Genomic DNA, 22,296 nt, shown 5'->3' with positions numbered 1-22,296 from the left:
GTCGGTACGGGTTGTCGGCCGGCGATGTGGTGTTGCAGAAGACGCCGTTCACGTTCGATGTGTCGGTGTGGGAGTTCTTCTGGCCGTTGCAGGTGGGGGCGCGGTTGGTGGTCGCGGCCCCGGACGGGCACCGCGACCCCGCCTACCTCGCCGCGCTGATGGCCGAGCAGTCCGTTTCGGTGGTCCACTTTGTGCCCTCCATGCTCGCCGTGTTCGTCGCCGAACCGACCGTGGCCGACCTGCCTTCGCTCCGCTACGTCTTCGCCTCGGGTGAGGCGCTGCCGGGTGCCGTCGCGGCGCGCATGCGGACGCTGGTCCCGGGTGTGGCTGTGCACAACCTGTACGGGCCGACCGAGGCCGCGGTGGATGTGACGTTCCACGAGGTGACCGACGCGGATGTGGTGTCGGTGCCGATCGGTGCGCCGGTGTGGAACACGGGTGTGTTCGTGCTCGACGGGCGGCTGCATCCGGTGCCGGTGGGGGTGCCGGGTGAGTTGTATCTGGCGGGTGTGCAGCTTGCGCGCGGCTACGTGGGCCGGCCGGATCTGACCTCGGATCGGTTCGTGGCGAATCCGTTCGGGGCGGCGGGGGAGCGGTTGTACCGCACCGGTGATCTGGTGACGTGGACCGAGGCCGGGGAGCTCGAGTACCTGGGCCGCACGGACTTCCAGGTCAAGCTGCGGGGTCTGCGCATCGAACTCGGCGAGATCGAGGCGGCGCTCGTCGAACACACCGAGGCGGCCCAGGCAGTCGCGATGGTCCGCGCCGAGCAGCTGGTGGCGTACGTGGTGACGGCCGCCGGTGCCGTGTTCGACGAGGACGAGGCCCGCTCGGCGGTGGGGCAGGTGCTGCCGTCGTACATGGTGCCGTCGGCGTTCGTGGTGCTCGCGGAGTTGCCGCTCAACGCGTCGGGCAAGCTGGACCGGAAGGCGTTGCCGGAGCCGGTGTTCGAGGTCAAGGTGTTCCGTGCCGCGACGACTCCGGTGGAGGAGATCGTGGCGAGTGTGTTCGCCGAGGTGCTCGGTCTCGACCGGGTCGGTCTCGACGACGACTTCTTCGCCCTCGGTGGCAACTCGCTGATCGCCACGCAGGTGGTCTCGCGGATCGGGGCGGCGCTCGACGCGTCGGTGCCGCTGCGGGTGCTGTTCGAGACGTCCACCGTCGAAGCGTTCGCCGCGGAGGTCGGCCGTCAGATCGGTACCGGTGCCCGGCGTCCGCTCGAAGCGGCACCGCGTCCCGAGCGGGTGCCGCTGTCGCTCGCCCAGCAGAGGTACTGGTTCCTCAACCAGTTCGACACTTCCTCCGCGGTGGACAACATTCCCTTCGCGGTGCGACTCCAGGGCGATCTGGATCTCGCCGCGATGCAGGCGGCGGTGCGCGACGTGATCGGCCGGCACGAGATGCTGCGCACCTACTACCCGGACCCCGACGGCGGACCGCACCAGATCGTGCTCCCCGTCGAGGAGGCGCTGCCCGATCTGACGCCGTACGACGTCACCGAGGACGACCTCACCGAGGAGATCGTCGCGTTCATGTCGACGACCTTCGACGTGACACGTCAGGTGCCGGTGGCCTCGCGCATCTTCCGGATCACCGACACCGACTACGTCCTGGCGTTCGTCGTGCATCACGTCTCCGCCGACGGCGCCTCGATGGCGCCCCTCGCGCGCGACGTCACCATCGCCTACGAGGCGCGGTCCCGCGGGGAGAACCCGGGATGGGAGCCGCTGCCCGTCCAGTACGCGGACTACGCGTTGTGGCAACGCGACGTCATCGGTTCGGAGGACGATCCCGACTCCGTCGCCGCGCAGCAGATCGAGTACTGGAAGCGGACCCTGGCCGGGCTGCCCGACCAGATCGATCTCCCCGCCGACCGCCCGCGGCCTCCGCGCCAGAGCTTCCGTGGCGACTCGCTGCACTTCACCGTCGATGCCGAGTTGCATCGCGGTCTGCAGGAGCTGGCCCGCCGCCACAACGCCACGCTGTTCATGGTGATCCACGCCGCCCTGGCGACCCTGATGGGGCGGCTGTCGGGCACCGACGACGTCGCGATCGGTACGCCGATCGCCGGCCGCGGCGAGCGGGTGCTCGACGACCTGATCGGCATGTTCGTCAACACGCTCGTCTTCCGCACCCGCGTGCAGTCCGACGTCGCATTCGACGAGTTCCTGGCTCAGGTCCGGGAGACGGACCTCGGCGCGTTCGCGCACGCCGACGTGCCGTTCGAGCGCCTGGTGGAGGTGCTCAACCCCGTGCGGTCGACGGCCCGCAACCCGCTGTTCCAGGTGGGCCTGTCCTTCCAGAACCTCGCACAGACGAAGCTGGAACTGCCGGGACTGACCGTCTCGCCGACCAACTTCGAGCTCGAGCTCGCCAAGACCGACCTGCAGCTGACCGTCTTCGACCGCTACGACGAGGACGGAACGCCGGCTCGCATCGACGCGACGTTCACGTGTGCGACGGACCTGTTCGACAAGGGCACCGTGGCCGGTTTCGCGGAGCGGTTCGTGCGGGTGCTCGAGGCGGTGGTGGCCGATCCGTCGGTGGCTCTGGGGGATATCGAGATTCTCGAGGCGGCCGAGCGGGTGCGGGTGCTCGAGGCGTGGAACGAGACCGGTTACGACGTGGATGCGTCGGCGACGTTGGTGGATCTGTTCGACGAGCAGGTGCGGCGCGCCCCCGAGGCCACAGCCCTGTTCTTCGAGGGCGAGACGCTGACCTACGGCGAGTTCGACGCGCGGGTCAATCGTCTTGCCCGGCATCTGGTGTCGTTGGGTGTGGGGCCGGAGTCGACGGTGGCGTTGGCGATGCGCCGGTCGATCGAGTTGCTGGTGGGGATGTACGCGGTGGCCAAGGCCGGTGGTGCGTATGTGCCGGTGGATCCGGAGCAGCCGGCCGAGCGGACCGGGTACATCCTCGAGGTGGCGGCGCCGGTGGTGGTGCTGACCACCGAGCGCGACGGTTTCGAGGTGCCGGGACAGACGATCCCGATGATCACTCTCGACACCCTCGCTCTCGACGAGCTCCCCGGTGCTCCGATCGGTGATGCGGAGCGGCGGGCGCCGTTGCGGGCGTCGAACACGGCGTATGTGATCTTCACGTCGGGGTCGACGGGTCGGCCGAAGGGTGTGGCGGTGCCGCACGGCGCGATCGTGAACCAGTTGGTGTGGAAGCGGGCGGAGTATGCGCTCGGGGCCGACGATGCGGTGCTGCTCAAGACGGCGGCGACGTTCGACCTGTCGGTGTGGGAGTTCTGGTCGGCGCTGGTCTCCGGTGGCCGGTTGGTGATCGCGGCGCCGGACGGGCACCGCGATCCGGGGTATCTGAACGCGCTGATGGCCGAGCAGTCCGTGACGACACTGCATGTGGTGCCGTCGATACTCGAGGCGTTGCTCGTCGAGGGTGGGGGCGTGCTGGCGGGTTCGCTGCGGCAGGTGCTCGCGATCGGGGAGGCGTTGCCGGCGGCGACGGCGCGACGGTTCCTGGCGCACAACGCGGCGCGGTTGGACAACCTGTACGGCCCGACCGAGGCGGCGGTGTCGGTGACCTTCCACGAGGTCGACGACGCGGCGGGTGTGTCGGTGCCGATCGGTGTGCCGGAGTGGAATTCGCGGGTGTACGTGCTCGACGCGCGCCTGCACCCGGTGCCGGTCGGCGTGCCGGGTGAGTTGTACCTGGCGGGTGCGCAGTTGGCGCGGGGTTACCACGGCCGGGCGGATCTGACGGCGGAGCGGTTTGTCGCCTCGCCGTTCGGGGTCGGTGAGCGGCTCTACCGCACGGGTGATCTGGTGCGGTGGGATGCGGCGGGTCGTCTGGAGTACGTCGGCCGCAGTGACTTCCAGGTCAAGGTGCGTGGTTTCCGGATCGAGCTCGGCGAGATCGAGGCCGCCCTGCGCAATCTGGACGACGTGCGGGACGTGGCGGTGATCGCGCGCGACGACGACCGCGGCGGCGCACAGCTCGTGGCCTACGTCGTTCCGGCTGGCGGTGCGGAAGTTGATGCGGCGCAGCTCAAGTCGGCCCTGGCGCAGCAGCTGCCGTCGTACATGGTGCCGGCGGCGTTCGTGGTGCTCGAGGCGCTGCCGCTGAACGTCAACGGTAAGCTCGACCGCAAGGCGCTGCCGGCGCCGGTGTTCGAGGCGCGGGAGTTCCGGGCCCCGACCACCGTCACCGAGGAGGCCGTGGCGCGGGTGTTCGCCGAGGTCCTCGGCCTTGAGCGGGTCGGTCTCGACGACGACTTCTTCGAACTCGGCGGCAACTCTCTGCTCGCCACCCAGGTCGCGTCCCGGCTCGGTGCCGCCCTCGATGCCCGGGTGCCGATTCGTGCGCTGTTCGAGTCGCCGACCGTCGAAGCCCTCGCGGTGTCCGTCCAGCATCAGAGTGCCGACGCTCGACGTCCGCTCGAGGCGCGGCCGCGTCCCGAGCGGATCCCCCTCTCGCTCGCCCAGCAGCGCATGTGGTTCCTCAACCGGTTCGACACGGACACCGCCGCGTACAACGTGCCGATGGCGATCCGGCTGACCGGGACGCTCGACGTCGCGGCGCTGCAGGCGGCGGTGGGAGACCTCGTCGCCCGGCACGAGATCCTGCGCACCTACTACCCCGAGACGGCGGACGGCCCGATCCAGGTCGTCGTGCCTGCCGCCCAGGCCGAACAGGACCTCACCCCGGTCCCGGTGGCCGAGCACGAGATCCTGACGGCCGTCCACGAGCTCGGGGCCACCACCTTCGACGTCACCACCGAGGTGCCGTTGCGGTTGCGACTGTTCCGGCTGGCCGGGAACGACCACGTGCTCGCGCTGGTCGTCCACCACATCTCGGCCGACGGTTCGTCGGCGGGTCCGCTCACCCGGGACCTTATGCAGGCCTATATCGCCCGCTCGCAGGGCGAGTTCCCGGCGTGGGCGCCGCTGCCGGTGCAGTACGCGGACTATGCGCTGTGGCAGCGGGAGGTCCTCGGTTCCGAAGACGATCCCGAGTCGATCGCGGCGAAGCAGGTGGCGTACTGGAAGGACGCCCTGGCCGGTCTGCCCGACCAGCTGGACCTGCCCACCGACCGGCCGCGCCCGGCCGTGCAGTCCTTCGCCGGCGCCCGGACCGGGTTCGCCGTCGACCCCGACCTGCACGCGCGGCTGATCGAGCTCGCCCGTCGCAGTAACACGACGCTGTTCATGGTGATGCACACCGCCCTCGCGGTGTTCCTCGCACGGATGTCCGACACCGACGACATCGCGATCGGCACGCCCATCGCGGGCCGTGACGAGCGGGCGCTGGACGATCTCATCGGCATGTTCGTCAACACCCTGGTCTTCCGCACCCGGGTTCGCCCGGACGCGGCGTTCGAGGAACTGCTGGCGCAGGCACGCGAGGCCGACCTGGGAGCATTCGCCAATGCCGACGTGCCGTTCGAGCGGCTCGTGGAGGTGCTCAACCCCGTCCGCTCGACCGCGCGGCACCCCTTGTTCCAGGTGGGCCTGTCGTTCCAGAACGTCGCTCAGTCCCGCCTCGAGCTGCCCGGTCTGACCATCGCGAACGTCGATGCGGACATGGAGATCTCGCAGTTCGATCTGCATCTGATCGTCACCGACCGGCACGCGGAGGACGGTGCCGCGGCCGGTGTGACCGGCTTCTTCACCTACGCCACGGACCTGTTCGACGAGTCGACGGTGGCCGGCTTCGCCCGGCGCTTCCTGCGGTTGCTCGAGTCCGTGGTGGCGGACCCGTCGCTCCCGGTGGGCGACGTGCCGCTGCTCGACGACACCGAGCGGCTGCGGGTACTCGAGGGCTGGAACGACACCGATCACGCCGTCGACACGTCGGCCACGCTGGCCGACCTGTTCGACGCGCAGGTGCAACGCACCCCGGACGCCCCCGCCCTGTTCTTCGCGGGCGAGACGCTCACCTACGGCGAGTTCGATGCCCGAGTCAACCGGCTCGCCCGGCACCTGATCTCGGTCGGCGTCGGTCCCGAATCGACGGTCGCCCTGGCGATGCGCCGATCGATCGAGCTGCTCGTCGGCATGTATGCCGTCACCAAGGCCGGTGGCGTCTACGTGCCGCTCGACCCGGACCAGCCGGCCGAGCGAACCGGATACATCCTCGACGCCGCGGCGCCGGTGGTGGTACTGACCACCGAGCGGGACGCGTTCGAGCTGCCGGGGGACAGCTCTGTCCCGCACCTGGCGATCGACACGGCCGACCTGTCGCCCCATGCCGGTGATCCGGTCACCGACGCCGAGCGGCGGGCGCCGCTGCGGGCGTCGAACACCGCGTACGTGATCTTCACCTCGGGTTCGACGGGTCGGCCGAAGGGCGTGGCGGTGCCGCACGCGGCGATCGTGAACCAGTTGCTGTGGAAGCGCGAGCACTTCGGCCTCGGGTCCCAGGACGCGGCGCTGCTCAAGACCGCGGCGACGTTCGACCTGTCGGTGTGGGAATTCTGGTCGGCGCTGGTCTCCGGTGGCCGCCTGGTGATCGCCACACCGGACGGGCACCGCGATCCCGGGTACCTGAACACCCTGATGGCCGAGCAGGCGGTCACCACCCTGCACGTGGTGCCGTCGATGCTCGAAGCGCTGCTCGTCGACTCCGACGGGGTGCTGCCCAGGTCTCTGCGCCGGGTGCTCGCGATCGGTGAGGCGCTGCCGGCGGCGACGGCGCAGCGGTTCCTGCAGCACAACACCGCGCAGCTGGTCAATCTCTACGGCCCGACCGAGGCCGCGGTGTCGATCACCGCGGGCGACGTGGCCGACGTCTCCGGGGCCTCGGTCCCGATCGGTGTGCCGGAATGGAACTCGCGGGTCTACGTGCTCGACGGGCGCCTGCACCCGGTGCCGGTCGGGGTGTCCGGCGAGCTGTATCTCGCCGGTGCGCAGCTGGCACGCGGCTACCACGGCCGGGCGGATCTGACGGCGGAGCGGTTCGTCGCCTCGCCGTTCGGGGACGGCGAACGGCTCTACCGCACCGGCGACCTCGTCCGATGGGACGCTGCCGGACGTCTGGAGTACCTCGGCCGCAGCGACTTCCAGGTCAAGGTGCGCGGATTCCGGATCGAGCTCGGCGAGATCGAGGCCGCGCTGCGCGGTGCCGACGAGGTGCGCGACGTCGCGGTCCTCGCCCGGGACGACGATCGGACGGGCACGCAGCTCGTGGCGTACCTGGTTCCGGAGCCGGGCGCGGTGCTCGACATCGCGCGCGTGAAGTCCGGCCTCACCGGGGCGTTGCCGTCGTACATGGTGCCGGCGGCGTTCGTGGTGCTCGAGGCGCTGCCGCTGAACGTCAACGGCAAGCTCGATCGCCGGGCACTGCCGGAGCCGGTGTTCGAGGCGCGGGAGTTCCGCGCCCCGAGCACCCCGGTCGAGGAGATCGTCGCCGGCGTGTTCGCCGACGTGCTCGGCCTCACCCGGATCGGTGTCGACGACGACTTCTTCGAACTCGGCGGCAACTCCCTGCTCGCCACCCAGGTCGTCTCCCGCATCGGCGCCGCGCTCGACGCGAAGATTCCGGTCCGGGCCGTCTTCGAGGCGACCACGGTCGGGGCTCTCGCCGTCGCGGTCGAGCAGCACGCCGGCGGCGGCGGGCGTCCGCCGCTGGTGCCGCAGCCGCGGCCGGACCGGATTCCGCTGTCGCTGGCCCAGCAGCGCATGTGGTTCCTCAACCGGTTCGACACCGAGTCGGCGGCCAACAACATCCCGGTCGCCGTCCGGCTGACCGGAACACTCGACGTGGACGCCATGCGGGCCGCGGTGCGCGACGTCGTCGCCCGGCACGAGGTGCTGCGCACCGTCTACCCGGAGTCCGACGGTCACGCCTACCAGGTGGTCCTGCCGGTCGCCGAGGCGGCCCCCGACCTCGCACCCGAACCGGTGTCCGAGGCCGACCTCGTCGCCCGGGTCGTCGAGGTGGTCTCCGCGGGCTTCGATGTCACCGACGAGATTCCCTTGCGGGCCCGGCTCTTCCGGGTCGCCGACGACGACCATGTGCTGGTGTTCGTCGCGCACCACATCAGCGCCGACGGCTGGTCCATGGCACCGTTGACGCGCGATGTGATGATCGCCTATGTCGCGCGCGCGGCCGGCCACGAACCGAACCGGGCGCCGCTGCCGGTGCAGTACGCGGACTTCGCGCTGTGGCAGCGTCAGGTGCTGGGATCGGAGGACGATCCGGACAGCCTCGTCTCCGCCCAGGCCGACTACTGGAAGCGGACGCTCGCCGGGCTGCCCGACGAGCTGAACCTGCCCACCGACCGGCCGCGACCCTCGGTGCAGGCCTTCGAGGGCGGCAAGATCGAGTTCCGCATCGACGCGGGCACCCACCGACAGGCCGCCGACCTCGCCCGGCGCAGCGGTACGACGCTGTTCATGGTCATGCACACCGCCCTGGCGGTGTTCCTGGCGCGCATGGCCGCCGCCGACGACATCGCGATCGGCACGCCGATCGCCGGCCGCGGTGAGGCCGAACTCGACGAGATGGTCGGCATGTTCGTCAATACCCTGGTGCTGCGCAGCCACATCGACGCCGACGCCGGATTCGCCGAGCATCTCGGGCGCATCCGCGAGAGCGATCTCGAGGCGTTCGCCCACGCGGACCTTCCGTTCGAGCGGCTCGTCGAGATCCTCAACCCCGAGCGGTCCACGGCCCGGCACCCGCTGTTCCAGGTCGCCATGTCGTTCGAGAACCTCCCCGAGACCGGCCTCGAGCTGCCCGAACTGAGCGTGTCCACGGTCCCGTTCGACGTCGACAGCGCCAAGTTCGACCTCGCGCTGACCCTGCGCGAGCACACCACGGCGGACGGCGGACCGGACGGGATCTCCGCCGAGTTCACCTACGCGCGGTCCCTGTTCGACGCCGACACCGTCGAAGGGTTCGCCGCTCGCTTCGCCCACCTCCTCGACGCGGCCGTCGCCGACCCGGCACTGCCCGTCGGTGACCTGCCGCTGCTCGAGCCGCACGAACTCGAGCGGCTGACCCACGTGCGCGGCACCGACGTCGTCAGCGGCGGAACCCTCGCCGACCTCCTCACGGCCGGCGCGTCCCTCGACCCGGACGCGACCGCCGTGCGGTACGAGGGACGCTCGATCACCTACCGCGAGCTCGACGAGGACTCGTCCCGGCTCGCGCGGCTGCTGATCGAGCGCGGCGTCGGCCCCGAGAACATCGTGGCCGTGGCGTTCCCGCGCTCCTACGACATGGTCCGGGCGGTGTGGGCGGTGGCCAAGGCCGGTGCCGCACACGTGCCGGTCGACCCGTCGTACCCGCCGGAGCGCGTGCGCTACATGCTCTCCGATTCCCGTGCCGCCCTGGGGATCACGGGAACCGCTCACCGCGCCGGTCTGCCCGACGACGCGGAGTGGCTGGTCGTCGACGATCCCGGCCTCGCAGCGGACGTCGCGGCCCGTTCGGCGGCCCCGATCACCGACGCCGATCGCGTCCGGCCGCTGCGCCCGCAGCACCCCGCCTACCTGATCTACACGTCGGGGTCGACGGGCCGGCCCAAGGGCGTCGTGGTCACCCACACCGGCCTCGGCGGCCTGCTGGACACGATCCTCGACCTCTACGGCCTGACGTCCCGATCGCGGTTCCTGCACATCATGTCGCCGAGCTTCGATCCGTCGGTGATGGAGTGGATCGCGGCGTTCTCCCAGGGCGCCACGCTGGTCGTCGTGCCGTCGACGATCATCGGCGGCCCCGACCTCGCGGACCTGTTCCGCACGGAACGCCCCACGCACACCATCATCACCCCCGCGGTGATCGGCACCGTCGACCCCGACGGCCTCGACAGCCTCGAGGTGGTCGTCGTCGGTGGCGAGGCCCTGCCGCCCGAGCTGGTGAACCGGTGGGCGCCCGGCCGCACCCTGCTCAACGGCTACGGTCCCACCGAGGCGACGGTCATCTCGACCTATGCGCACGTCCTGCCGGGAGATCCGATCACGATCGGCGGGCCCGTGCGCGGCACGACCGCCCTCGTCCTCGATTCCCGGCTGCGTCCCGTCCCCGTGGGCGTTGCAGGTGAGCTGTACCTGTCGGGTGCCGCCCTCGCCCGCGGCTACCACCGGCGTCCGGTGCTCACCTCGGAGCGGTTCGTCGCCGATCCGTTCGCGGCGGACGGTGCGCGGATGTACCGCACCGGCGACATGGTGCGCTGGCGTGTCACGGCCGACGACCGCCTCGAGCTCGAGTTCGTCGGGCGCAGCGACTTCCAGGTCAAGGTGCGGGGATTCCGCATCGAGCTCGGCGAGATCGACTCCGCGCTGACGTCCCACGAGAGTGTGGACTTCGCGGCCACGCTGGGCCGCACGACGCCGTCCGGCGGCACCGTGCTCGTCTCCTACGTGCTGCCGAAGGCAGGCGCGACGGTCGACACCGCCGCGCTGACCGAGTTCGTCGGCCGCTCGCTGCCGGCGCACATGGTGCCGTCCGCGATCGTGGTGCTCGACAAGATCCCGCTGACCCCGGTCGGCAAGCTCGATCGCCACGCGCTGCCCGAACCGGAGCTCGAGGAACGCGAAATACGTTCCGCGAGCAATGATCTCGAGGAGACCATTGCCGAGGTGTTCGCCGAGGTGCTGCGCCTCGACCGGGTCGGCGTCGACGAGTCGTTCTTCGCGCTCGGCGGCGACAGCATCGTGTCGATCCAGCTGGTCTCGCGCGCCAAGGCCCGCGGTGTCGTGTTCACCCCGCGGGACGTGTTCGAGCGGCGATCCGTCGCCGGACTGGCCGAGGTCGCGACCCGCACCACCGCGGGGGAGGGGCCCGGCGGTCTGCAGGAGCTGCCCGGCGGCGGCGTCGGGGAGGTCCCGCTCACTCCGATCATGCGTGAGGTGCTCGGCTGGGGCGGCGGCTTCGACCGCTTCTCCCAGTCGGTGGCGGTGACGTTGCCGAAGGACCTCGACCGGGACGTGCTGGTGCGCACCGTCGGCGCCGTCGTCGACCACCACGACGCGCTGCGGTCGATCCTCGAGCACGACGCCGATGGTGCCCCCGTGCTGCGGGTACGGGCCGCCGGCACGGTCGACGCCGACGAACTCGTCACCCGCGTCGAGGTGCCCGCCGACATCGACGACGCCGCGCTCACCGCGGTCGCGTCGCGCGAGCTCGACGCCGCGCTGAACCGGCTCGCGCCCACCGAGGGACGCGTTCTGCGGTTCGTGTGGTTCGACTTCGGACCCGGCGACCGCCCCGGCGTGCTGCTCGTCGTCGCGCACCACCTCGTGGTCGACGGCGTCTCGTGGCGGATTCTGCTGCCCGACCTCGCCGTCGCGTGGGGCCAGGTGGCCGCGGGACAGGACGTCACGTTGCCGGCGGTGGGCACCTCGCTGCGCCGCTGGGCCCACGGTCTGGTGGACGCGGCGCGCGCGCCCGAACGCCGGGCGGAGCTCGAGCTGTGGCGGTCGGTGCTCGACGGGCCTGATCCGCTGCTCGGCGCTCGTGCGTTCGACCCGGCGGTCGACGTCGCCTCGACCGTGCAACGGCTGGAGGTGACCGTCCCCGCGGCCGACACCGACGCCCTGCTGACCTCGGTGCCCGCGCTGTTCCACGGCAGCGTCAACGACGGGCTCATCGCCGCTCTCGGCCTGGCCCTGACCCGGTGGCGACGCGACCGCGGCATCGACGCGACGTCCGCACTGCTGAAGTTCGAGGGCCACGGCCGCGAGGAAACGGTCGTGCCGGGTGCGGACCTGTCGCGCACCGTCGGCTGGTTCACCAGCGCGCATCCCGTGCGGGTGGACCTGACCGGAATCGACGTGGACGACGCCTTCGCCGGCGGGAGTGCCATGGGATCCGCGGTCAAGGCCGTCAAGGAACAGCTCCTGGCGATTCCGGACAAGGGCATGGGCTACGGCCTGCTGCGCCACCTCGACCCGGTCGGTTCGCAGGTCCTGGCCGCGTACCCCACCCAGCCGCAGGTGAGCTTCAACTACCTCGGCCGGGTGTCGGCGGCGGACGTGCCCGAGGAACTCGCCGCGATCGGCTGGGTTCCCACGGACGCGCTCGGTGGAGTCGACGCCGCCCTCGACGCGGACATGCCTGCCAACGCCGTCGTCGACATCAACGCGATCGTGTCCGACGGTGCGGACGGACCTCGGCTCGCCGCCGGGTTCGCCTTCCCGACAGGGCTTCTCGATCCGGAGGACATCGAGTCCCTCGCCGCGTACTGGGTGGACGCGCTCGCGGCGCTGGCGCGGTACGCGAACGAGCCCGGCGCCGGAGGCCTGACCCCGTCCGACGTGCCGCTCGTGTCGGTGACGCAGCAGGACCTCGAGGCGTGGGAGGCGCGCTTCCCGTCCGCGGCCGACGTGTGGCCGCTGTCGCCGCTGCAGTCGGGCCTGCTCTTCCACGCCCTCATGGACGAAACCAGCGTGGACGTCTACACGATCCAGGCCGTGCTCGACCTCGACGGTGTGGTCGATCCGCAACGGCTGCGCACCGCCGCGCAGGCGCTGCTCGACCGGTACCCGAACCTGCGGACGGTCTTCGTCAACGACGCCGCCGGTGCCGCGGTGCAGGTGGTGCTGTCGGATGTGCGGGTGCCGTGGCGTGAGGCCGACCTCTCGCAGCTCGTCGCCGCCGAGGGTGTCCGCGCGACGGTGCCGTTCTGGCGGGAGGAGCAGGCGCGACGGTTCGCGATGGACGAGGCGCCACTGATCCGGTTCGTCCTCGCGTCCCTCGGAGAGGGCCGCTACCAGCTCGGCGTGACCGTGCATCACATCCTCGTCGACGGCTGGTCGATGCCGCTGCTGATGCAGGACATGATGATGCTGTACGCCACCCGCGGGGACGCGGCGCCGTTGCCGCGACCCCGCTCCTACCGGTCGTTCCTGGCGTGGGTCGCCGAGCGTGACCTCGACACTTCCCGCGCGACGTGGGCCCGGGTCCTCGACGGGCTCGAGGAGCCGACGCTGCTCGCGCCGGCGACGGACCGGCACCCCGGTGCGGAGGGCGCCGACCGCGTACGGCTGCTGCTCGACGACGACCGCACGGCCGAGATCGCCTCGGCCGCAGCCCGGCTCGGTGTCACCGTCAACACCCTCGTCCAGGCGGCCTGGGGCGTACTGCTCGGCCGGTCGACCGGACGCGACGACGTCGTATTCGGCGCCACCGTGTCGGGCCGGCCGGCGGATCTGCCCGGCGTGGAATCGATGGTGGGCCTGTTCATCAACACCCTGCCGGTGCGGGTGACGTTCGACCCGCAGGAGCCGATCGAGCGGTTCCTGCAGCGTCTCCAGCGGGAACAGGCAGAGCTGCTCGAGCATCATCACCTGGGACTCACCGAGATCCAGCGGGTCGCCGGACCGGCCGTCGCGTTCGACACCCTCACGGTGTTCGAGTCCTACCCGCTCGACGAGAAGGGACTCGCCGAACAGGCAGCGTCGATCGACGGCATGTCGGTCACCGGCGTCGGCACGAACGACGCCACCCACTACCCGCTGAGCCTGTTCGTCCACGTCGGATCCGGCATGGAACTCGACCTGCGCTACCAGCGCAGGCTGTTCGACGCCCAGCAGGTCGAGACGCTGCTGTCGCGGTTCGTGCGCGTCCTCGAGACGATCGCCGGGCAGCCGGCGCTGCCGGTCGGCGACGTCGAGCTGCTCGACCCGGCCGAACTCGAGCAGATTCTGCACGGGTGGAACGACTCGGACCATGCTCTCGACGGCACCGAGTTGTTGCTGTCCCGGTTCGAGGCGCAGGTCCGCCGCACCCCGGATGCGGTGGCACTGGCCTACGAGGGTGCCGAGCTGACGTACGCCGAGTTCGGCGCCCGCGTCAATCGGCTCGCCCGGCACCTGATCTCGCAGGGCGTGGGGCCGGAGTCCCTGGTGGGCCTGGCGATCCGGCGGTCGTTCGACCTGCTGGTGGGCATGTACGCGATCGTCGAGGCCGGCGGCGCGTGGGTGCCGATCGATCCGGATCACCCGGTCGACCGCGTCCGGCACATCCTCGACACGGCCGATCCGGTGTGCATCGTCACGACCGCGCGCGACGAGTTCACCGTCCCGGACGGACTCGCCGTCGACGCCGTACTCGTCGACGAGCTGGACATGTCGGCGATTTCGGCTGCGCCCGTCACCGACCGGGACCGGCGCGCGCCGCTGCGCCCGGACAACACGGCCTACGCCATCTTCACCTCCGGCTCGACCGGCCGGCCCAAGGGCGTCGCCGTCACCCACCGCGCCATCGTCAACCAGACGGCGTGGATGCTCGACGAGTTCGAGATGACGGCGCAGGACGTCTACCTGCAGAAGACGGCCACGACGTTCGACGTGTCGCTGTGGGGCTTCTTCATGCCGCTGAGCGTGGGGGCGAAGCTGGTCGTGGCGACACCCGACGGGCATCGTGACCCGGTGTACGTGGCGGAGGTCATCGCCCGCGAGAAGGTGACGATCACCGACTTCGTGCCGTCGATGCTCACGGTGTTCGCCGCCCACGTCGACCGCGAGTCGTGCACCACGCTGCGCCACGTCTTCGTGATCGGCGAGGCCCTGCCGCCCGAGACGATCGAGGGCGTGCGGCGTATCAGTACCGCCGGGATCGACAACCTCTACGGCCCGACCGAAGCGGCGGTGTCTGCGACGTTCTGGCAGGCACCGGCCGACGGACCGGTCGACGTCGTGCCGATCGGCGTCCCGGAGTGGAACGTGCGGGTGCTGGTCCTCGACGGCCGGCTGCGGCCGGTTCCGGTCGGTGTCCCGGGTGAGCTGTATCTGGCGGGCGTGCAGCTGGCACGCGGCTACGTCCGTCGCCCGGACCTGACCTCCGACAGGTTCGTCGCGAACCCGTTCGGCGCGCCGGGGGAGCGGATGTACCGCACCGGTGACCTGGTCACGTGGAACGAGGCCGGGGAACTCGAGTACATCGGCCGCACCGACTTCCAGGTCAAGTTCCGTGGTCAGCGCATCGAGCTCGGCGAGATCGAGACGGCGTTGCTGGCGCACGAGTCGGTGAACCAGGCCGCGGTGCTGGTCGTACCGACCCCCACCGGCGACCAGCTCGCGGGGTACGTGGTTCCCGCGCCGGGCCACGAGGTGGATGCCGGCGCGGTGATCGAGTTCGTGACGCGGACGCTGCCGTCGTACATGGTGCCGGCGGCGATCGTGGTGCTCGCGGAGTTCCCGCTGAACACCTCGGGCAAGCTCGATCGCAAGGCGCTGCCGGCGCCGACGTTCGCCGCACGGGAGTTCCGGGCACCGACCACCCCGATCGAGGAGATCGTCGCGGGCATCTTCGCCGAGGTCCTGGGCGTCGAACGGGTCGGTCTCGACGACGACTTCTTCGCGCTCGGCGGCAACTCCCTGATCGCCACCCAGCTGGTGGCGCGTCTGGGTGCGGCGCTGGATTCGCGAGTGCCGGTGCGGGTGCTGTTCGACGCCTCCACGGTCGAGGCGCTCGCGGCGCACGTCGAGCAGCACGCCGGATCCGGCGGCGCGGTGCCGCTGGTGGCCGGGCCGCGGCCGGAGCGGGTACCGCTCTCGCTCGCGCAGCAGCGCATGTGGTTCCTCAACCGCTTCGATCCGGAGTCGGCGGCCTACAACCTGCCGGTCGCGCTGCGGCTGTCGGGCCGGTTGAACGTCGCCGCATTGCAGGATGCGATCCGGGACGTGTTCGAGCGGCACGAGGTGCTGCGCACGGCGTACCCGGAGACGGACGACGGCGCGGTCCAGGTCGTGCTGCCGGTGACGGCGGTGGTCCCGGATCTGACGCCGGTGGCCACCAGCTGGGACGAGGTGGCCGACCGGATCCGCGAGCTGGCCTACACGGGCTTCGACGTGACGTCGGAGGCTCCGATCCGGGTGCGGTTGTTCACTGTCGGCGAGGACGAGACGATCGTCGCGTTCGTCGTGCACCACATCTCGGCGGACGGTTCCTCGATGGGGCCGCTCACCCGCGATCTGGTGACGGCGTACGTGGCCCGCTCCACCGGCAACGCTCCGGACTGGATGCCGCTGCCCGTGCAGTTCGCCGACTACGCCCTGTGGCAGCGACGGGTGCTCGGCGACGAGAACGACCCGGCATCGGTGGCTGCGAAGCAGGTGACGTACTGGAAGCAGGCACTGGCGGATCTGCCGGACCAGCTGGATCTGCCGACCGACCGGCCGCGACCGGCCGTGCAGTCGTTCGCGGGCGGGAAGATCGACTTCACGATCGACGCCGACCTGCACCGGCAACTGGTCGAGCTGGCCCGGGCCCGGGGCGCGACGTTGTTCATGGCCGTGCATGCCGCGTTCGCGGTGCTGCTTGCGCGGCTGTCGGGCACCGAGGACATCGCGATCGGTACGCCGATCGCGGGCCGCGGTCAGCGTGAACTCGACGATCTGATCGGCATGTTCGTCAACACGCTGGTCTTCCGTACCCGGGTCGAGTCCGGTGAGTCCTTCGCGGACCTGCTCGACCAGGCGCGGGAGCGGGACCTGCAGGCCTTCGCGCACGCCGACGTGCCGTTCGAGCGCCTGGTGGAGGTGCTCAATCCGGAACGGTCGACGGCGCGGCATCCGCTGTTCCAGGTGGGCCTGTCCTTCCAGAACCTCGCGACGACCAGTCTCGAGTTGCCGGGACTGACCGTGTCCGGTGTGGACGCGGATCTGCAGACCTCGCAGTTCGACCTGCACCTGGTGGTCACCGACCGGTACGCCGACGACGGGGCCCCCGAGGGGATCACGAGCGTGCTCACCTACGCCACGGACCTGTTCGACGAGCCGACGGTTGTCGGTTTCGCGGAGCGGTTCGTGCGGGTGCTCGAGGCGGTGGTGGCCGATCCGTCGGTGGCGCTGGGGGATATCGAGATTCTCGAGGCGGCCGAGCGGGTGCGGGTGCTCGAGGCGTGGAACGAGACCGGTTACGACGTGGATGCGTCGGCGACGTTGGTGGATCTGTTCGACGAGCAGGTGCGGCGCGCCCCCGAGGCCACAGCCCTGTTCTTCGAGGGCGAGACGCTGACCTACGGAGAGTTCGACGCTCGGGTCAATCGTCTTGCCCGGCATCTGGTGTCGTTGGGTGTGGGGCCGGAGTCGACGGTGGCGTTGGCGATGCGCCGGTCGATCGAGTTGCTGGTGGGGATGTACGCGGTGGCCAAGGCCGGTGGTGCGTATGTGCCGGTGGATCCGGAGCAGCCGGCCGAGCGGACCGGGTACATCCTCGAGGTGGCGGCGCCGGTGGTGGTGCTGACCACCGAGCGCGACGGTTTCGAGGTGCCGGGACAGACGATCCCGATGATCACTCTCGACACCCTCGCTCTCGACGAGCTCCCCGGTGCTCCGATCGGTGATGCGGAGCGGCGGGCGCCGTTGCGGGCGTCGAACACGGCGTATGTGATCTTCACGTCGGGGTCGACGGGTCGGCCGAAGGGTGTGGCGGTGCCGCACGGCGCGATCGTGAACCAGTTGGTGTGGAAGCGGGCGGAGTATGCGCTCGGGGCCGACGATGCGGTGCTGCTCAAGACGGCGGCGACGTTCGACCTGTCGGTGTGGGAGTTCTGGTCGGCGCTGGTCTCCGGTGGCCGGTTGGTGATCGCGGCCCCGGACGGACACCGGGACCCCAGCTACCTGAACGGGTTGACGGCCGAGCAGTCCGTGACCACGCTGCATGTGGTGCCCTCGATGCTCGAAACCCTCCTCGTCGACGGCGAGGACCGTCTTCCGGCGGCGGTACGACGGGTGCTCGCGATCGGTGAGGCGTTGCCGGCGGCGACGGCGCGACGGTTCCTGGCGCACAACGCGGCGCGGTTGGACAACCTGTACGGCCCGACCGAAGCGGCGGTGTCGGTGACCTTCCACGAGGTCGACGACGCGGCGGGTGTGTCGGTGCCGATCGGTGTGCCCGAGTGGAATTCGCGGGTGTACGTGCTCGACGCGCGCCTGCACCCGGTGCCGGTCGGCGTGCCCGGTGAGTTGTACCTGGCGGGTGCGCAGCTGGCGCGGGGTTACCACCGCCGGGCGGATCTGACGGCGGAGCGGTTCGTCGCCTCGCCGTTCGGGGACGGCGAACGGCTCTACCGCACGGGCGATCTGGTGCGCTGGGACCCGGCGGGTCGTCTGGAGTACGTCGGCCGCAGCGACTTCCAGGTCAAGGTGCGTGGTTTCCGGATCGAGCTCGGCGAGATCGAGTCTGCGCTGCGCGGTCTCGACGACGTGCGCGACGTGGCCGTCGTCGTCCGCGACGACGACCGCGTCGGACCGCAGGTGATCGCCTACGTGGTCCCACAGCCGGGCGTCGTGCTCGACGTCGCCGATGTGAGCTCCCGCCTCGGGCGGGACCTGCCGTCGTACATGGTGCCGGCGGCGTTCGTGGTGCTCGAGGCGCTGCCGCTGAACGTCAACGGCAAGCTCGACCGCAAGGCGCTGCCGGCGCCGGTGTTCGAGGCGCGGGAGTTCCGGGCCCCGACCACCGTCACCGAGGAGGCCGTGGCACGGGTGTTCGCCGAGGTCCTCGACCTCGACCGGGTGGGCCTCGACGACGACTTCTTCGCGCTCGGCGGCGACAGCATCGTCTCGATCCAGTTGGTCTCGCGGGCGAAGGCCCGCGGCGTGGTGTTCACCCCGCGGGACGTGTTCGAGCGCAAGACCGTCGCGGGGCTGGCGGAGATCGCCACCCTCACCGGCGGCGTCGAGCGTGCACTGACCGAACTGCCCGGCGGCGGCATCGGGGACGTCCCGTTGACCCCGGTGATGCGTGCAGCCCTCGAGGCTTCCGGCGACGTCGACCGGCTCGCCGTGTCGACTGCGGTGACCCTGCCCGCCGGCGTCGACGCCGCCGCGCTGGCCGGTGCGGTCGGCGCGGTCGTCGATCACCACGACGCGCTGCGCACGATCGTCGAACACGATGCCGACGGTGCCGTCACCCTGCGGGTGCGGGCCACCGGCACCGTCGACCCGGAAACCCTGCTGGCACAGGCGGAACCGGCGATCTGCGCATCCGACGACCGGCAGGACCGCGCCGAACGGGCCCTCGCGGCGGCCGTCGACCGACTCGACCCCGCCGCAGGCCGGATGGTGCAGTTCGTCCGCATCGACGACGAGCGCGGCGAGACGTTGCTGATCGTCGCCCACCGTTTCGTTGCCGACGACGCGTCCTGGCGGATCCTGATCGACGATCTGGCCGCCGCGTACGACGCTCTCGCATCCGGGCGGCCCGTGGTGCTGCCGCCGGTCGGAACCTCCCTGCGCCGCTGGACGCACGGGCTGGCCGAGGCGGCCGGTCGCACCGAGCGCCGAACGGAACTCGCCCTGTGGCGGTCGATCCTGGACACCCCGGACTTCCCGATCGGGGACCGTCCGCTCGACCCGGCCGTCGATGTCGGCGCCACCGTCGAGCACGTGCACAGCACGGTGCCGGCGTCGGACGCGGAGGCACTGCTCGTCGCGGTGCCCGAGCGGTTCCACGGCACCGTCCGCGACGGTCTGGTCACCGCGCTGGGTCTGGCCCTGGTGCGGTGGCGCCGGGACCGGGGCATCGACGAGACGGCCACGCTGCTCGAGGTGGACGGGGACGGACGTGACTCCACGGTGGTGCCCGGAGCCGACCTGTCGCGGACGGTCGGATGCTTCACCATCGCCTTCCCGTTCCGTGCGGGATTCGGAGGGATCGACGTCGACGACGCATTCGCCGGGGGACCGGCGATGGGCGCCGCAGTCAAGGCGGTCAAGGAACAGCTGCGGGCTCTGCCCGACGGCGGTGCCGGCTTCGGTCTGCTGCGGTACCTCGACCCCGGCTCCGACGGGGACCTGGGCGCTCCGCGGCCGCAGGTCGCCCTCCACTTCGGCGAGCCGGCCGTGTCCGTCGAGGGCGGCGCGTGGTCGCCGACGGCGGCACCCGGCGACCGGACCGTCCGTCCCGCCGGGGCGCCGGTCACCACGACGGTCGACGTCACCGCGACCGTGTCGTACGGACCGGACGGCAGGCAGCTCGAGGCGCACTTCGGTTTCCCCGCCGGGGTGGTCGAGCGCTCGGAGATCGAGGAGCTGGCCCAGCACTGGCATGAGGCACTCACGGCGCTGGCCCGCCACGTCCGCGAGCCGGGCGCCGGCGGCCTGACCCCGTCGGACGTGCCGCTCGTCTCGGTCGCCCAGCACGACCTCGACGTGTGGCAGTCGCGGTATCCCTCGGCCACCGACGTGTGGCCGCTGTCGCCGCTGCAGGCGGGTCTGCACTTCCATGCGCTCATGACCGAGGCGAGCGTGGACGTCTACACGATGCAGGCGGTGCTCGAGCTCGGCGGGGCGGTGGATCCGGAGCGGCTGCGCGCCGCGGCACAGGCCCTGCTGAACCGGTACCCGAACCTGCGGACGGTGTTCGTCACCGACAGCGGCGACCCGGTGCAGCTGGTGCTGGGTGACGTCGAGGTGCAGTGGCGGCACGAGCACCTCGGCGACCTCGACGAGGCCGCCCGCGACGCCGAGCTGGCCCGCATCCTGCGCGACGAGCAGGTCCGGCGCTTCGACCTCGGCCGGGCACCGCTGATCCGGTTCCTGTTCGTCGACCTGGCCGAGGGGCGTTCGCTGCTCGCGGTGACGGTCCATCACATCCTGCTCGACGGCTGGTCCATGCCGGTCCTCATGCAGGACCTCATGGCGCTGTACGTCACGCGCGGGGACACCACCGCGCTGCCCGCCGCGCACTCCTACCGGGAGTTCCTCGAGTGGCTCACCGAGCAGGACCGCGAGGCGTCGCTCGAGGTGTGGGCGAAGGCACTCGCCGGTGTCGAGGAGCCGACGGTCCTCGCCCCGTCGGTGCGCCGGCCCGACGCGGACGCCATCTCCTCGGTGCACGTGGTGTTCGACGAGGAACGCGCCGCGGCGGTGTCGGCCCTGGCCGCGAGCCTCGGCATCACCGTGAACACGCTGGTGCAGGCGGCCTGGGCGGTGCTGCTCGGCCGGATCGTGGGTCGCTCCGATGTGACCTTCGGTGCCACCGTCTCCGGCCGCCCCGCCGAGCTGCCCGGCGTCGAGTCGATGGTCGGCCTGTTCATCAACACCCTGCCGGTGCGGGTGGACACGGACGACGACGAGACGATCGCGCAGCTGCTGCGTCGCGTACAGGCGCAGCAGGCGGACCTGCTCGGCCACCACTACCTGGGTCTCACCGAGATCCAGCAGCGGGCCGGCGGCCGGATCGGCTTCGACACCCTGCTCGTGTTCGAGTCGTACCCGATCGACCGGGCCGCCCTGTCGGCGGCCGCGACGGACCTCGACGGGATGACCGTCACGGACGTCCGGCTCGACGACGCGACGCACTACCCGCTGACCCTGCTCACCCTCGCGCAGTCGGAGATCGTGTTCACCTTCAAGTACCTCGAGCGGTACTTCGACGAGTCCGAGGTGAACGTGCTCTCGCAGCGGTTCGTGCGGGTCCTCGAGGCGTTCGTGGCCGACCCGCAGGCCGTGGTGGGAGACATCGATCTGATGGACGCGGCGGAGCGGGCGCACCTCGTCGCCGAGGCCGAACCCGCGGCGGCCCCGGTCGCGAGCACCGGCCGCACGCTCGCCGCGGTGCTGGCGAACGTGGTCGAGGAGGATCCGGAGGCCCCGGCCGTCGCCGTCGACGGCACCGAGGTGCCGTACCGCGAACTGGACGCGCGGTCCTCGCGGCTGGCGCGGGTGCTCGTCGCGCGGGGTGTCGGTGCCGGCGACGTGGTCGCCGTCGCCGTCCCGCGGTCGGTCCAGTCCGTGGTCGCGCAGTGGGCGGTCGCCAAGACCGGGGCGGCCCTGCTGATGGTCGATCCCGCCGTCCCGGCAGCCGGGATGCCGGACTCGGCCCGGGTGACGCTGGGTCTGACGGTGACGGGCGTCACCGGCCTGCCCGGCGCCGTCCCGTGGCTGCAGCTCGACGACGAGCAGCTGCGTGCCGAGCAGGCGGCGCAGGCCGCACACCCGGTCTCCTACGCGGACCGGCTCCGCCCGGTCGAGCCCGAGAGCCCGGCCCTGGTGACCGCGACGCGCACGCTCACCCAGGCGGAGGTGATCGACCGGATCGGTGAGCTGCGCGAGCAGTACGGCCTGACGTACGAGTCGCGCAGCGCCGCGGTCGGCTCGCCGGCGGCGGAAAGCGGGGTTCTCGAGCCGCTGCTGGTCACGGCCACCGGCGCGACGGTCGTGGTGGTGCCGGAGGGCGCCGACTCGGGGGACGCCCTCGACGCCGCCCTGTACGACGAGTGGGTCACCCACGCCCACCTGACCGCCGACGCGCTCGACACCCTCGAACCCGGGGGACTCGAGGATCTGGCGGTGGTGGTCGTCGTCGACCGCGCCCCCGACGAGTTGCTCGAACGGTGGCGCGCGGCACATCGGGTCGTCGTCGTCTGACGCC

1 protein-coding gene (only partly in view) is annotated in these 22,296 nt (G+C 71.2%); it reads left to right on the top strand.

The window, feature by feature from the left end; translation table 11 throughout:
• A protein-coding gene (locus ACM26Y_RS17420; RefSeq protein WP_416061458.1) for a non-ribosomal peptide synthase/polyketide synthase crosses the window boundary here: on the top strand, positions 1 to 22,292 show its 3' portion. The gene continues 7,258 nt to the left of window position 1, outside the view; only the last 22,292 of its 29,550 coding nucleotides appear in the window; its start codon lies beyond the left edge, outside the window; its stop codon occupies positions 22,290 to 22,292.
• Positions 22,293 to 22,296: the final 4 nt, after the last annotated feature.

The organism is Rhodococcus indonesiensis (genome assembly GCF_047782815.1).
Lineage (GTDB): Bacteria > Actinomycetota > Actinomycetes > Mycobacteriales > Mycobacteriaceae > Rhodococcus > Rhodococcus indonesiensis.
Note: the sequence above shows the minus strand (reverse complement) of the source record. Positions and strands in the feature narration are given on the sequence as shown.